Raw genomic sequence first — 14293 nt, 5'->3', positions numbered from 1 at the left:
ATCATGCGCTTGTTCACTAGTCGTGACAAGAGCACCGAAACCCGCTATGCGGCCCATCATCATGGCAACAGTAATTAAAGCAGCGCCGAAAGTCGGCATGGTATCGCTTGGCTGTCCCAAGGCGCTGGTCGATAGCGAACGAATTCTCACCAAACTGCGTGCAGACGGCTATGGCCTGTCGCCCGATTATGCGGGTGCCGATGTCGTGCTCGTAAATACGTGCGGGTTCCTCGATTCCGCAAAGGAAGAGAGCTTAGAAGCCATTGGCGAGGCTATAGCGGAAAATGGCCGTGTCATTGTGACGGGCTGCATGGGTAATGAGGCCGATGTTATTCGCGCGCGCTTTCCCGATGTGTTGGCAATTACCGGTGCGCATCAATATGAGGCTGTCGTATCAGCGGTCCATGAAGCTGCCCCGCCGACACGCGGTGCATTCGTAGATCTGGTGCCTGAAGGCGGATTGAAGCTCACGCCGCGCCATTACAGCTATTTGAAAATTTCAGAAGGCTGCAACCACAGTTGCGCGTTCTGTATTATTCCCTCCCTGCGCGGAAAGCTTGCCAGTCGCCGGATAGACGCGGTGCTGCGTGAGGCGGAGAAGCTAGTTTCTGCAGGTACCAAAGAGCTGCTCGTTATCTCGCAAGACACATCCGCTTACGGCGTCGATACACGGCATGAACCACGCGAATGGCAGGGGCGTCAGGTGCGGGCGCATATGACTGACCTTGCGCGCGAACTCGGTTTATTGCGTACCAGTGACGGCATTGCGCCATGGGTCCGGCTGCATTATGTTTACCCTTACCCACATGTGGATGATGTCATACCGTTAATGGCGGAGGGATATTTGACTCCCTATCTCGACATTCCGTTCCAGCATGCTGCGCCGGATGTCCTGAAGGCCATGAAGCGGCCAGCCAATGACGCCAAGGTGCTTGAGCGTATTCGCAAGTGGCGCAGCATCGCGCCGGACATCGCGATCCGTTCAAGTTTTGTTGTCGGCTTTCCCGGTGAAACCGAATCTGATTTTGAATATCTGCTCAATTGGCTCGAGGAAGCGCAACTAGACCGTGTTGGCGCGTTCCGCTTTGAACCGGTAGACGGCGCGCAAGCGAACGATCTGCCCAACCCAGTGCCCGAAGAGGTCAAGGAAGAGCGATTCCAGCGTATCATGGCGAAAACAGCCGCAATCAGCGCCGCTAAGCTTGCGGCAAAGGTGGGGCATAGCATTCCAGTTATCATCGACGAAATCGGCGACGTGGATGAAGATGGCAGCATCGGTGCGACCGGACGGTCGCAGGCCGATGCGCCTGAAATCGACGGCCATGTCTATCTGCGTGATGTCGCCTCCTCTTTGAAGTCGGGTGATGTCGTGCTCGTCAATGTCGAGGACGCTGACGAGCACGACCTGTTTGGCGTGGTAGCCTGATTATTTGCGCTTTGGCGGTAAAGGAAAGAAGCCCGATGTGCGGGCGACATAATCGGCATATTCGGGCCGCGTCTTCTTCATACCACGTTCCAATAATGGCTTGCCTGACCAGCGCGTCAGGGTGAATGTCAAAAATATCGGGCCAATGACACTGATCCATCCGGCCAGACCTGTTTCGCAGGCTATAAGCCAAATGCCCCACCATGTGCAGGCATCACCAAAATAATTGGGATGGCGGGTATAGCGCCATAGGCCGGTATCCAGAACCTTGCCCTTATTAGCCGGATTGGCGCGGAATGCGTTAAGCTGTGAATCGCCGATGGTTTCAAATGATATGCCGATGATCGCAATCACTGCGCCGCATAATGCCAACGGGCCCAAAACCGTGTTCCCACCTTCGCTTGCCCAAATACCAAGCTGCGCGGGTAGGGATGTTATGAATAGCAATGGTGCTTGTGTGAGAAACACCGAAAGTAGAGACGTCTTGCTCCAGCTCCAGCCTTTCTTTTCCATCGCGCTACCCATGATTTTTGTGTAGCGTGGATCTTCGCCATGCGCGCGCCAGCGTGTCCAAAGATGAAAGGTGAGGCGTAATCCCCATAGGTTGGTCAGCGCCAGCAGCAGGTGGGACCGTGCATCCGGTGCGTTTGATTGCGCCCAAGTCGCCCAGGCCAGTAATACCATGCCGAATGCCCAAAAGGCATCGATAAATGACACATCCCGAATTTTCACGGAATATGCCCATAAGGCAAGAATCACCGCGAGCAACGCCGCCGCATTGATAAGCATCGTCGAACCAAAATCAGTCATGCATCGTCCCTCGCAAATATCTCTGTCATACCCTTGGCGAGGTATTTTGGTTTAACCTTCGCGTAGATTTCTGCAACCTTCGCCATATCGGCTTTATAATCACCGGTCGGCCAGATCGCTGGACCAAGCCCGCCCGTTTTGGAACCATAATCCATCATGCCGACTACCAAGGGCACGCCTGCGCCCATCGCGATATGGTAAAAACCGGTTTTCCAAGCCTTCACCGTGCCGCGCGTTCCCTCCGGAGCGATGGTCAGCATGAATTCGTCGCGGCGACGAAATTCGTCAATCATCTGCTGCACATAATTGCGGTTTGAACTGCGGTCGACGGGAACGCCGCCCATATCGAGCATGAAATTTGTAAATGGCCAGCGGAAAAGCGAGGTCTTAGCCATGAAATGTGGCTTAATTCCTAAGTCATCAGTCAGTCCCAGAAAATAGACAAAGTCCCAATTGCTGGTGTGCGGCGCGGCAATAAGGACGAATTTGCGAGGTTCCGGGACCACGCCATGTGCATGCCAGCCCGCACCTTTATAGATGCCCACCAGCGCCCGCCTGAACAACCTGGATAGCCAGCTGGGCTGGCGTTCATTCAACGACATTAAGATATTCCTCCCCCATCGCTCACATAACGCCGTTACAATGCATTTCAAACGGCTTGTTTCGCAAATACGCAAAGGCTAGGCATTCGGACGCAACAAAAATCAACGCGGGAAAATACATGTCGCAACATGCACACGGCGCCACCCCAGTCATTTCTTCCACCGGATTGTTTACCCCTTCGGATACCATCAGCAACGCGGAACTGGTTGCGAGCTTCAATACCTATGCCGACCGATATAATGCGGCCAACCCCGATGCAGAGCCACTTACGCATAGCTCGGTTGAATTTGTCGAGAAAGCTAGCGGGATAAAATCCCGGCACGTGATGGATAAGCGCGCCATCGTCGATCCCGACATCATGGAGCCACGTTACCCCGAACGGCCAAATGACCAAATTTCGTTAATGGCCGAAATCGGTGTCGCGGCATGCCGTGATGCGTTGGCGCGCGCCGGGCGGAACATCGAAGATGTAGATGCCGTTTTATGCGCTGCGTCGAATATGCAGCGTGCTTATCCTGCCATGGCGGTAGAGATCCAGCATGAGCTTGGTATGCAACGCGGCTTTGGCTTCGACATGAATGTTGCCTGCTCTTCAGCTACGTTCGGCATTCAAACTGCTGCTGACTATATCCGTAGCGGTAATGCGCGCTCGGTATTGGTCGTAAATCCCGAAATAACCTCAGGACATCTTAACTGGCGCGACCGGGACAGCCACTTCATCTTTGGTGATGTTGCTACGGCAATATTGGTTGAGGCGAAGGATATAGCGCCCGCGCAACATTGGGAAATTCTCGGGACGCGCCTAAAAACGCAATTCTCGAACAATATCCGCAACAATTTTGGCTTTCTCAACCGTGCGCATGGACAGGGGCCTGTCAACCAAAGCGGACCGCGCAATGACAAGCTATTTGTTCAAGAGGGCAGGAAGGTGTTTAAAGAGGTTGTGCCAATGGTCGGGCAAATGATCATTGAACATGCGGAAAGCCTGGGCTTCTCCGGAACAAATTTACGTCGGATGTGGCTGCATCAGGCCAATACGGGTATGAACAGACTAATTGCACAAAAGGTTTTGGGGCATGAAGCGAGTGAGGATGAGAGTCCCACGGTGCTTGATACCTATGCTAACACATCAAGCGCCGGCTCCATCATCGCATTTCACAAACATAATGAAGACCTGAGCGCAGGTGATGTTGGTTTAATCTGTTCCTTTGGCGCAGGCTATTCTGCGGGCTCTGTATTCGTGCGGAAAGTCTCTTAAGCTTTAACTTTCTGTAATGCAGGGCATTCGCGCGCAACACGACCTGTGATTGGTGGGTCAAATCAACTTGCTTTGCCCTGCAGCCTCTTTGACGGAGTCTGTGTGCGTTAGTCGAGTATCATTGCGAACAATATGTAAATCAAAACCGGTGAACCAAAGCCGACAACCGTTGCCACGGCGAAAATCAAGCGAATGATCATGGCATCTATGCCAGCCCAGTTTGCTAGACCAGCGCAAACGCCAAGAACTTTCTTATTGGTTTTATCAAGTGTTAAACGTGCCATTAAATTGCTCCCTAATTCCAAAACGCTGGGTTGTATTATGCGATGATTGCGGCGGCAGGTGCAACGGCAGGTGCTACGCTAATGCCTACGGTGATGAATGCGCAGATAATTGCTGCGAAAGCCGATAGAACTTGTGTGCGTGCATATTGTGTCATGTTGATTTCCTTTTCGATGTTCCGGACCATTCCGGGTATGCGAACTGCATTGCATAGCCTATAACAGAATCAATTTATCTATAAAAAACAATATATTATAGTATATATAAGGGTATCGCATTGCTGGAATAAATTCATATATTGGGAAATTATACCAATATTTGGGAGCGATGGAGTGCCAATAGCCGCTTGACCAAAAGTGGCCATACTATAGCAGACGCATGATATGACGCTGTCGCGACTGATCCTGAATGATTTTCGCAATCATGCTGCGCTGGACATCCGGCCAGGGACGCAGTTCATTGCACTTCACGGGTCAAACGGGGCCGGTAAGACGAATATCCTGGAGGCAGTGTCGCTATTGGTGCCAGGCAGAGGTCTTCGCCGGGCGGCCATGTCCGACATGGTACGCAACGAGGGCAGCGGCGGCTTTGCCATCGTTGCGCACGCTGGCGGCAATGTGATTGGCACCGGTGTCAACGCAGAGCAGCCTGAACGACGCAAGGTACGGGTTAACGAGAGCAATGCTACAATAAACAGCCTTGCCGAATGGCTGTCGGTCATCTGGTTAACTCCAGCGATGGACCGATTGTTTGCGGATGGTGCAGCCGCGCGACGGCGGTTTCTGGATCGCTTGGTATTGGCGATAAACCCAGGGCATGCGCGGCACAGCAGCCGATATGAAAAGGCCATGCAACAACGCAACAGGCTTTTGGCGGGCGGTATTGCCGCCGACCCCCTTTGGTTAGATGCGCTTGAGGCGCAGATGGCCGAGAGCGGAAACTTTATACAAGCGGCCCGTGCTTCGGTCGTAGAGGCGTTGAGTGCACAATTGCTGACGACAATGTCCGGGCCATTTGCCACGCCGCAGATCAAATTAGTTGATAAGGATGCAGCTGCTCACGGCGATCTTGCGACTGCCTGGTGTAAGGGACGTAATCGGGACGCGGCCGCCGGGCGTACGTTGGTAGGCCCTCACCGTGCTGATCTTGAAGTATTACACAGCGCCTCAGGGCAGATTGCAGAGCAATGCTCCACAGGAGAACAGAAGGCTTTGTTGCTCTCGCTCATTCTCGCGCACGCGGCACTTGTAGCGGTCCAGCGTGATACACCGCCGATATTATTGCTGGATGAGGTCGCTGCGCATCTCGATCCTTCAAGACGCGCTGCGTTGTTTGGATTGTTGGCCGATACGGGCGCGCAAGTCTGGATGACTGGAACAGAACCCGAATTATTCAATGGTATTGGCGCTTCAGCCCAATTGTTGCCAATTGGGCAATGATAAGGCGGCCCTACGATGAGGGCCGCCCGATTAACCCGCTTTGCTAGGCTTTTTCGCAGCACTCTTCTTCGGCGGCTTGGGCTTGGCAGATTTAGGGGGCGCAGGCGTTACTTCAAAGACGGGTTGGCCGTCCTTGATACGCACAGCAACTTCGCCGCCATGAACAAGCTTTCCAAACAATAGCTCTTCCGCCAGCGGTTGCTTGATCTTCTCCTGTATCAGGCGACCCATCGGGCGCGCGCCGTACAGCTTGTCATAGCCACGCTCGGTCAACCATGCCCGTGCTTCGTCATCCAACTTGATGTGCACATTTTGGTCGGCAAGTTGCAGTTCGAGTTGCAAAATGAACTTGTCGACAACGCGCGCGACGACTTCAGTTGGCAGATATCCAAAGGGCACAGTGGCATCGAGGCGGTTGCGGAATTCCGGTGCAAACATCTTTTTAACGGCTTCGTCGCCGGCATCTTCTTTGCTGATATTGTTACCGAAACCAATGCCTTCTTTCGCCATGTCGCTGGCACCCGCATTGGTTGTCATGATCAAAATGACATTACGGAAGTCAACAGTCTTGCCGTGATGGTCGGTCAAGCGTCCATTATCCATAACTTGCAACAGGATGTTGAACAGGTCGGGATGCGCCTTTTCGATTTCGTCGAGCAACAATACGCTATGCGGGCTTTGGTCTACGGCATCTGTCAGCAGTCCGCCTTGGTCAAAGCCGACATAGCCGGGAGGGGCGCCAATCAGACGGCTGACGCTGTGACGTTCCATATATTCCGACATGTCAAACCTCTTGAGCGGAATGCCAAGGATAGACGCCAATTGCCGCGCGACTTCGGTTTTACCGACGCCGGTCGGTCCGCTGAACAAATAGCTGCCGATTGGCTTTTCGGTATCGCGCAGGCCGGCACGGCTGAGCTTGATGGCGCTCGCCAAAACTTCAATTGCTTTGTCTTGCCCAAACACCACGCGCTTGAGATCAGCTTCGAGGGTGCCAAGCGCAGTTTTGTCATCAGTCGAAACCTGCTTTGGCGGAATGCGGGCGATTGTGGCTATGACTGCTTCGATTTCGCGCGCAGTGATTAACTTGCGGCGCTTTGATGGGGCGACAAGCATCTGCATGGCACCAACTTCGTCAATGACGTCGATGGCCTTGTCTGGCTGCTTACGGTCATTGATGTAGCGTGAGGACAGTTCCACTGCGGCCTTGATGGCATCGGGGGTGTATTTAACTTTGTGATGCTCTTCAAATGCGCTGCGCAAGCCCGCAAGGATTTTGATCGTGTCCTCAATGCTTGGTTCGTTGACATCAATCTTCTGGAACCGGCGCAGCAATGCGCGGTCCTTTTCGAAATGGTTGCGGAATTCCTTGTAAGTGGTCGAACCGATGCAACGGATGGTCCCGCCCGACAACGCCGGCTTTAGCAAGTTCGATGCGTCCATCGCCCCGCCGCTTGTTGCGCCCGCGCCGATGACCGTATGGATTTCATCGATGAACAGGATTGCATCCGGAAGCTTCTCCAGTTCGGACACAACCGCTTTTAAGCGCTCTTCAAAGTCACCGCGATACCGCGTTCCAGCCAGCAACGCGCCCATGTCTAGCGAATAGATCACGGCTGGTAACAGAACCTCAGGCACCTGATTTTCGACTATGCGACGGGCTAGGCCTTCTGCAATCGCGGTCTTCCCAACGCCCGGTTCGCCCACATAAAGGGGGTTGTTCTTCGACCGGCGGCACAAAATTTGGACGGTACGGTCAACTTCGGCCGCACGCCCAATCAAGGGATCGATGCGGCCCTGTTTCGCTTTCTCATTCAGGTTGACCGTGAATTGATCCAGCGCACCTTCTTTCTTGTCCTTTTTTGACTTGGCGTCTTCTGGCTCTTCGTTTTTCTGCTCAGTGCCGGCGACTGGCCGTGGTTCGGCTAGCTTGCCGTCCTTGCCAATGCCGTGGCTAATGTAAGATACCGCATCGAGCCTGCTCATATCCTGCTGTTGCAGGAAATAGACGGCATAGCTCTCGCGCTCTGAAAACAAGGCTACCAGTACATTTGCTCCGGTAACGACATCCTTACCGGAACTTTGGACATGCAGAATCGCGCGTTGAACAACGCGCTGGAAGCCGCTTGTCGGCGATGGGTCAACCTTGCCCTCCACGCGAAGGCTTTCCAACTCGGTATCCAAATATGTAATGATGATGTCCGAAAGTTCGCCAAGCTCGACACCGCAAGCCTGCATAACTTTCGCCGCATCCGCATCTTCAATGAGCGCCAACAGGAGATGCTCCAGCGTTGCATATTCATGCGCGCGGTCGCCAGCATGCTTCAATGCGTTATGAAGTGTGGTTTCCAGCGACTCTGCAAATGATGGCATAATTTGGTCTCCCTAAAATGAGTCGCTGCACGGTCTCTACTCTATATCGGCGCTGCCTTCGGTGCTTTCAAGCATGATGAGAGAGATAACGGTTTGGGTTCCCGCTTTCTTAGCATTGGCTCGCTATGTGTCACTTCTTGAACAACGCGTCGGCAACGCTTCTGTGCTTGCTTGCAAACGTGATTTTGCCTTCGCAGCGCGTGATTTCTGCCTTTAGCGCAGCGATCCGTAACTCAAGTTCCGCAACAGATAGGGCGTCAATATCCTGCATGACAAGATTGGCCACAGGATCGTCGCGCCGGCGCGGCAGATTTTCGTCAATAACCATACCGCATATTTTACCGATGGGCGGTTGCTGTCAATATGAAGCTTGCTTAAAAGGTCGGTCAATCAAAAGGGATGGGCTACAGATGGATAAGCTACCGGAATTAATGACTGTAATCGAGATTTCGACGCCGGGTGGACCCGAGGTGCTTGTCCCGACACGTCGGCCGCTACCGGTTCCGGGTGTGGGCGAAGTTCTTTTGAAAGTCGCTTATGCGGGCGTAAACCGGCCTGACGTTATCCAGCGCAAGGGTCTTTACCCCGCACCTCCAGGGGCAAGCGATCTGCCCGGGCTTGAAGTGTCAGGAACAGTCGTCGCGGTGGGTGATGATGTCGACCCGACCATAATCGGTGCGCGTTATTGCGCTTTGGTCTCGGGCGGCGGATATGCCGAATATTGCCTTGCGCGCATGGATGTGTGCTTGCCGGTGCCAGCAAGCATGGACATGGCCGAAGCGGGTGCTTTGCCTGAGACATTGTTCACAGTTTGGCATAACGTGTTTGAGCGGGGCTACGCCGCCCCTAGCGAGACCGTACTCATTCACGGAGGGACCAGCGGAATTGGAACCATGGCAATCAAGTTGGGCAAGCTTTTCGGTCTGACGGTGATTGTGACCTGTGGTTCTGATCACAAATGCGCAGCAGCTCAAAAAATTGGCGCTGATCACGCTATCAACTATAATAATTCCGATTTCGTCGAACGTGTGAAGGCGATCACAGGTGGCGAGGGCGTCCATCTTGTGCTTGATATGGTCGCCGGTAGTTATGTGTCGCGAAATTTGCAGTGTTTGCGGGAAGACGGGCGGCATGTGACCATTGCGGTGCAGGGCGGGATGACAGCGGAAATTAACATGGCGTATGTCATGTCACGTCGCCTGATGCTGACTGGCTCAACGCTGCGCCCGCGAACCACCGCATTTAAGGCAATGCTTGCGCAGCAATTATTAGCGAAAGTCTGGCCAATAGTTTGCGAAGGAACGTTGCGTCCCGAAATGGACAAGATTTTCCCGCTTGCCGAAGCTGCCACAGCACATGCTTATATGGAATCCGGCGCCCATGTCGGAAAAATCATGTTGGAAGTTTAGGCGCGTTTATACCTTAGGCGTTTTTACCGCCAAGCTATCCAACCATGTTTTGACATCATTGGCGCTCTTTTCAGGTATTTCCTCCATCGGGATATGGCCGACATTGGGATATATAATCAACTTCGCTTGCGGCAAGGCTTCAGCGAACCATTTGGCCGAGGTGACGGGGATTAATTTATCTTCAGCGCCCCATAAGATAAAAACTGGCGCCTTGATGGACGAGAGCCGCTCTTTTGTGCCAGGTTTCATATTCTTGGGACTTGAAAAGCGCTGCATCGTTGCCTCGCGGTTGCCGGGATAGCGGTTTAATTCCCAGTATCGATCAACGAGCTTGTCGTCGATTTTGGATTGAACGCTCATTGACGTTTTAATGCTCGATTCAAAAATGCTGCGGGGTGCAATGAAGCGGACGGCTTCTTTTATAACCGGCATGCGCATTAGTTTGAACCCAAGCGGTAATTCGCCAGATTTGGCATGAGGCTGCCCACTGGCATCGACCAACAACAAAGCTTCGACCTTCTCGGGATGCTCCAATGCATATAACCACGACACGCCGCCGCCCATAGAATTGCCGCCGATGACCGCATTATCAACATTCAGCTTGGTCAATAAACGGTCAACAACGCTAACATATGATGTATTGTCGTAGATGCCCGTGGGGTTGCGCCCAGTCAGACCATGTCCGGGAAGATCAAGCGAAATGACGCGATAGTCCTTGCCGAGAGCTTTGACCCATGGTTCCCAAGTATGCAAAGAGGCGTTTGAACCGTGAATAAGAACGAGAACACGGCCATCGGACTTGCCTTCATCACGATAATGCACGCGCAGACCAGGCTCCAATTCGGCAAAGCGCGAAGCGGCGCTGCCATATTTTCTCTCCATCTGGGCTGCCTCTGTGTCAGGCGCGTAGCCCCAGAAAAACAGCGCGGCCAAGGCGGCAAGTAACAAAATAATGAGCCATTTGATCAAACGTAGCATATCTTCCCCCCGATGGTTGCTCCGAGGAATGCACGGGTGGTAGGGTACGTGCAAGTCCAAACGCGCATTGTCGCTTGCCGATATGGCAAACTTCGCCTAATGCTTGGCCAAGACATTCAGGCCGCTCCGTAAGGGGCGGCCCTTATTATTGGAGCAAATGAAATGGCCACCCCTTTGATGCCACATGCGACCGCCGCTTGGTTGGTCGACAATACGGGTTTGAGCTTCTCGCAAATCGCCGAATTCTGCGGAATTCATATTCTTGAAGTTCAGGCAATGGCTGATGACATGACTGGATCGAAGTATACTGGTCGTGATCCTGTGCACGCTGGCGAACTGGCAATGGAAGAAATTGAAAAGGGTCAGGCGGATGAGGATTATGTCCTCAAAATGTCAAAGGGACCGGATCAGGTGCGCCGCACAAAAGGCCCGCGGTATACGCCGGTATCGAAGCGGCAGGACAAGCCCGATGGCATCGCTTGGCTTCTGCGCAATCATCCTGAAATTTCGGATGGCGCGATCTGCAAGTTGATCGGTACGACGCGCAATACAATCGCTGCCATTCGTGAGCGCAGCCACTGGAACATAGCTGAAATTCAGGCGAAGGACCCAGTCACCCTTGGTCTGACATCGCAGCGCGAACTGGATGCGATAGTAAACCGCGCTGCAAAGAAAGCCGGTATCGACAATACCGCTGCCAACGACGCGCGCCTTGGAACCGATCGTGAAGCTTTGATCGAAGAATTGCGCGCGGAACGTACGGAAGCTGCGCGCCGGGCCGAAGCCGCATTGAACGGCGAAGACGAAAATGTTGGCAAGGCAGAATTGACCGCCGACACCTTATTCAAAAAAGCTGGCGAATAATCGAAACGTGATGATTGCCTTAATCGCTTGATTAAGGCACGGCGGGGGGATGGCGACTAAAACACCCCCCGCATATGACGCATCGCTTGCCGACCATGGATTTGAAGCAAGAGAGCTTAAGGGGCTAACCTACCCCTTGGGCGAACACGCTCCGCAATATGGTGAAATTTACCCAATAGCGCCCGATATGGGTTGGACGCGGATGCCCGTCCCCGGCAACCTGTCTCATATCAATCTATGGCTGCTGGATGAGGCGAATGGCGGATATGCAATTGCCGATACAGGCCTTTTCATGCCAGAGACGATTGATCAATGGCAGTTGCTTTTCAAGGGTGCGTTGGCGCACCGCGACCTAACACGGATTTTCGTGACGCATTTCCATCCAGACCATGTGGGCTGCGCTGGTTGGTTGGCAAACAAGTTCAAAGTCCCGATCTGGATGAACCGGACCGAATGGCTGATGGCGCGCATGCTGACCGCCGAGCAGTTAGATCACCCGCCAGAAGACGTCTTGAGTAATCGAAAATTCGCGGGCTTTGACGAAGAACGCATCGATATTTTGCGAAAAGGCGATTGGGGCGGCTTTGCGAGAGCCGTATCCAAACTGCCGACTGGGCATGTGCGCATGGATGACGGGCAAGTCATTCAAATCGGACGGCGCGCCTGGACCGTGATGACTGGCGGTGGCCACACACCTGAACATGCTTGCTTGGTAGATTTCGCTAATGGAATGGTTATTGCGGGCGACCAAATTTTGCCGCGCATTACATCGAATGTATCGGTCATGGACAGCGAGCCGGAGGCTGATCCGCTCGGTGAATGGCTGACGTCCATTGCGAAATTCCGTGCGGCTTTGCCAGCTGATATGTTGGTGCTGCCCGCACACGGGGAACCATTTACCGGTGTGCACGTCCGTTTGGACAAGCTTGCCTCGGGACATCATGAACGGCTTGATAAGCTTGAATTGGAATTGCGTACCAACGAAATGCGAGCTGTTGATACGTTCTCGTTACTGTTTGTCCGCGAGATTGACGATAGCGTCTATGGCTTAGCTGCGGGCGAGGCGCAGGCGCATTTACGGCATTTGCATATTGCCGGGCGAATAAAATGTGAAATCCGCGATGGCGTTGGCTGGTATCACGCGTCATAATGTCTGTATGACGCAGAGCATTTGGAGCGACCACTATCTTCATCCTAGCAAATGGGATCAGCAGTTTCCCGCATTGGCGTTGCATGACCTGTTTTTTCAATCGGCCGAGCGCATGGGCCGTGCAGCAATGGCGGACTTCATGGGCCGCAAATATAGCTATGCCGAGATGGCGCAGACAGTTCGACGCGTCGCCCGAGGGTTGCAGAATAAGGGTATAGGCAAGGGCGACCATATTGGCCTGTTTCTGCCGAATGTGCCGCAGTATATTGCGGCTTATTATGGCGCCCTGGCAGCGGGCGCGACAGTCGTCAATTTCTCGCCGCTCTACACAGCAGACGAACTTGGGCACCAGGTTGCCGATAGCGGGACTTCCATTTTGTTCACGGTCTCTGCGGCGGCGCTACTGCCCACGGCGATGAAGGTACTCAACAATAGCAGCCTGAAAGAATTGATCGTTGGAAGCATATCCGAAGCGTTGCCAAAAGCGAAAAGCTGGGCATATCGTTTGTTCAAACGGAACGAGATTGCGGCGATACCCCCAGATAGTCGTGTGTCTACTTTTGCCCATCTGGTCGCAAATGAAGGCAATTATACGATTCAGCCGTGTGCACCCGAAAAAGATATTGCGCAGTTGCAATATACAGGCGGGACCACTGGCACACCCAAAGGTGCAATGCTGAGCCATCAGAATATTACGGCCAATGCGCGGCAAATCAACATGCTTGATCCGCACAGCAGAATGAATCAGCCTGATGAACCATTGGATGATCGCATCCTTGGTGTCCTGCCGTTTTTCCATGTCTTCGCAAATGCGACCGTCCTTAATCGCACAATCGCCAATGGCGGTGAAATTGTCATGCTTCCGCGTTTTGAGGCAAAGGCCGCGTTGGCGGCGATTACCCGCGCAAAGATAACTTCGCTTCCTGGCGTGCCGACCATGTATCAAGCGTTGCTGGATTGCTCGAACCTTGCAAAGACCGATTTCAGCAGCCTTCGCGCCTGTATTTCGGGCGGTGCGCCCTTGGCCGGTGAACTGAAAAAGCGGTTTGAGACAGCTACCGGAGCCGTCGTCATAGAAGGCTATGGCTTGACCGAAAGCTCAGGTGTCGTTTCGTGCAACCCCTATGAGGGCATGAATAAGTTTGGCAGCATCGGGCAACCTCTCCCTGGAACCGACGTCCGGCTTGTTGACAAGGAGGACCCGGCTAAGCCCGCTCTACCTGGCGAACCCGGCGAGCTTACTTTCTCTGGTCCACAGGTTATGTGCGGATATTGGAATCGGCCAGAGGCGGATGCAGAAGTGTTTCTCGGCAAGTATCTGCGCACCGGCGATGTCGCGACGATTGACGAAGAAGGCTTTATCTTCATCGTTGACCGGTTGAAGGACATGATCGCCGTTGGCGGGTTTAAGGTGTTCCCAAGCCAGGTTGAAAATGTGCTCTACCAACACCCTGCGGTCAAGGAAGCGCTCGTCATTGGCGTTGCAGATGCATATCTCGGTGAAATTCCGCGGGCCTTTGTGACATTGCACAATGGGGTAACCGTAGATGGCGCTGTACTTGCTGCCTGGCTAAACCCGAAATTGGGCAAGCATGAACGCGTTCAGGGTGTCACGATCATGGATGTCTTGCCAAAAACAATGATCGGAAAGCTTGACCGCAAAGCATTGCGGATCGCGCTGGGTCCTTAGGCGTTGGTCTG

General features: G+C 53.4%; 13 protein-coding genes. 7 read left to right on the top strand and 6 right to left on the bottom strand.

Going from position 1 to position 14293, the window contains the following annotated elements; all coding sequences use genetic code 11:
- The first annotated feature begins 46 nt into the window (after positions 1-46).
- Positions 47-1426, top strand: coding sequence for a 30S ribosomal protein S12 methylthiotransferase RimO (rimO, locus tag Q0O33_RS00580; RefSeq protein ID WP_295494641.1), 1380 nt, complete (start codon positions 47-49; stop codon positions 1424-1426).
- Here rimO and Q0O33_RS00575 read toward each other — a convergent pair whose 3' ends face one another.
- Both Q0O33_RS00575 and Q0O33_RS00570 read right to left on the bottom strand, forming a co-directional pair.
- The gene (locus Q0O33_RS00575) at positions 1427-2236 is read right to left on the bottom strand and encodes a DUF1295 domain-containing protein (protein ID WP_295494636.1); all 810 of its coding nucleotides are present in this window, start codon (positions 2234-2236) and stop codon (positions 1427-1429) included. It abuts the gene before it with no gap.
- Positions 2233-2781: a lysophospholipid acyltransferase family protein gene (locus Q0O33_RS00570; RefSeq protein ID WP_295494633.1), complete on the bottom strand. Its 549-nt coding sequence runs from the start codon at positions 2779-2781 to the stop codon at positions 2233-2235. Before Q0O33_RS00570 ends, Q0O33_RS00575 begins: the two co-directional genes overlap by 4 nt.
- A gap of 176 nt (positions 2782-2957) precedes the next feature.
- Between Q0O33_RS00570 and Q0O33_RS00565 the strand changes: the two genes are divergently transcribed.
- A complete protein-coding gene (locus Q0O33_RS00565; protein ID WP_295494630.1) occupies positions 2958-4097 on the top strand; it encodes a beta-ketoacyl-ACP synthase III in 1140 nt (379 codons plus the stop codon).
- A 107-nt stretch (positions 4098-4204) separates the two neighbouring features.
- On the opposite strand, the gene Q0O33_RS00560 is transcribed toward Q0O33_RS00565, so the two are convergent.
- Positions 4205-4381, bottom strand: coding sequence for a PspC domain-containing protein (locus Q0O33_RS00560; protein ID WP_295494628.1), 177 nt, complete (start codon positions 4379-4381; stop codon positions 4205-4207).
- 381 nt (positions 4382-4762) lie between these two features.
- On the opposite strand from Q0O33_RS00560, the gene recF reads away from it, so the two are divergent.
- The gene (gene recF, locus Q0O33_RS00555; RefSeq protein ID WP_295494625.1) at positions 4763-5818 is read left to right on the top strand and encodes a DNA replication/repair protein RecF; all 1056 of its coding nucleotides are present in this window, start codon (positions 4763-4765) and stop codon (positions 5816-5818) included.
- Positions 5819-5848: 30 nt separating this feature from the next.
- Here the strand turns inward: recF and clpA are convergent, their stop codons facing one another.
- Positions 5849-8191, bottom strand: a complete 2343-nt coding sequence (gene clpA, locus Q0O33_RS00550; RefSeq protein ID WP_295494624.1) for an ATP-dependent Clp protease ATP-binding subunit ClpA — start codon at positions 8189-8191, stop codon at positions 5849-5851.
- Positions 8192-8321: 130 nt separating this feature from the next.
- Complete coding sequence (locus Q0O33_RS00545; RefSeq protein ID WP_295494622.1) at positions 8322-8519, bottom strand: DUF1192 domain-containing protein; 198 nt, start codon at positions 8517-8519, stop codon at positions 8322-8324.
- An 82-nt stretch (positions 8520-8601) separates the two neighbouring features.
- Between Q0O33_RS00545 and Q0O33_RS00540 the strand changes: the two genes are divergently transcribed.
- Positions 8602-9600 carry an NAD(P)H-quinone oxidoreductase gene (locus Q0O33_RS00540; protein WP_295494619.1) on the top strand — a complete coding sequence of 333 codons (999 nt, stop codon included), beginning with the start codon at positions 8602-8604 and terminating at the stop codon, positions 9598-9600.
- A 6-nt stretch (positions 9601-9606) separates the two neighbouring features.
- On the opposite strand, the gene Q0O33_RS00535 is transcribed toward Q0O33_RS00540, so the two are convergent.
- A complete protein-coding gene (locus Q0O33_RS00535) occupies positions 9607-10578 on the bottom strand; it encodes an alpha/beta hydrolase (RefSeq protein ID WP_295494616.1) in 972 nt (323 codons plus the stop codon).
- Between the two features lie 162 nt (positions 10579-10740).
- Here Q0O33_RS00535 and Q0O33_RS00530 point away from each other — a divergent pair, with 162 nt between their 5' ends.
- Genes Q0O33_RS00530 through Q0O33_RS00520 form a run of 3 tightly spaced genes read left to right on the top strand, consistent with a single transcriptional unit; the run spans position 10741 to position 14282 of the window.
- Positions 10741-11442 carry a DUF1013 domain-containing protein gene (locus Q0O33_RS00530; RefSeq protein ID WP_295494613.1) on the top strand — a complete coding sequence of 234 codons (702 nt, stop codon included), beginning with the start codon at positions 10741-10743 and terminating at the stop codon, positions 11440-11442.
- Positions 11443-11491: 49 nt separating this feature from the next.
- Positions 11492-12592, top strand: coding sequence for an MBL fold metallo-hydrolase (locus tag Q0O33_RS00525; protein ID WP_295494610.1), 1101 nt, complete (start codon positions 11492-11494; stop codon positions 12590-12592).
- The gene (locus Q0O33_RS00520) at positions 12564-14282 is read left to right on the top strand and encodes an AMP-binding protein (protein WP_295494928.1); all 1719 of its coding nucleotides are present in this window, start codon (positions 12564-12566) and stop codon (positions 14280-14282) included. The genes Q0O33_RS00525 and Q0O33_RS00520 overlap by 29 nt, the downstream gene beginning before the upstream one ends.
- Positions 14283-14293 lie beyond the last annotated feature (11 nt).

The sequence above is a fragment of the Sphingorhabdus sp. EL138 genome, from assembly GCF_945862485.1.
Taxonomy (GTDB): Bacteria; Pseudomonadota; Alphaproteobacteria; order Sphingomonadales; family Sphingomonadaceae; genus Sphingorhabdus_B.
Note: the sequence above shows the minus strand (reverse complement) of the source record. Positions and strands in the feature narration are given on the sequence as shown.

What these genes read in the sequence shown, in the direction of transcription:
- Q0O33_RS00520 (WP_295494928.1), top strand. Translation starts at nt 12,564, where the DNA reads ATGGCGTTGGCTGGTATCACGCGTCATAATGTCTGTATGACGCAGAGC.
- Q0O33_RS00545 (WP_295494622.1), bottom strand. Translation starts at nt 8,519, where the DNA reads ATGGTTATTGACGAAAATCTGCCGCGCCGGCGCGACGATCCTGTGGCC.
- rimO (WP_295494641.1), top strand. Translation starts at nt 47, where the DNA reads ATGCGGCCCATCATCATGGCAACAGTAATTAAAGCAGCGCCGAAAGTC.
- Q0O33_RS00575 (WP_295494636.1), bottom strand. Translation starts at nt 2,236, where the DNA reads ATGACTGATTTTGGTTCGACGATGCTTATCAATGCGGCGGCGTTGCTC.
- Q0O33_RS00525 (WP_295494610.1), top strand. Translation starts at nt 11,492, where the DNA reads ATGGCGACTAAAACACCCCCCGCATATGACGCATCGCTTGCCGACCAT.
- Q0O33_RS00560 (WP_295494628.1), bottom strand. Translation starts at nt 4,381, where the DNA reads ATGGCACGTTTAACACTTGATAAAACCAATAAGAAAGTTCTTGGCGTT.
- Q0O33_RS00565 (WP_295494630.1), top strand. Translation starts at nt 2,958, where the DNA reads ATGTCGCAACATGCACACGGCGCCACCCCAGTCATTTCTTCCACCGGA.
- recF (WP_295494625.1), top strand. Translation starts at nt 4,763, where the DNA reads ATGACGCTGTCGCGACTGATCCTGAATGATTTTCGCAATCATGCTGCG.
- Q0O33_RS00540 (WP_295494619.1), top strand. Translation starts at nt 8,602, where the DNA reads ATGGATAAGCTACCGGAATTAATGACTGTAATCGAGATTTCGACGCCG.
- Q0O33_RS00535 (WP_295494616.1), bottom strand. Translation starts at nt 10,578, where the DNA reads ATGCTACGTTTGATCAAATGGCTCATTATTTTGTTACTTGCCGCCTTG.
- clpA (WP_295494624.1), bottom strand. Translation starts at nt 8,191, where the DNA reads ATGCCATCATTTGCAGAGTCGCTGGAAACCACACTTCATAACGCATTG.
- Q0O33_RS00530 (WP_295494613.1), top strand. Translation starts at nt 10,741, where the DNA reads ATGGCCACCCCTTTGATGCCACATGCGACCGCCGCTTGGTTGGTCGAC.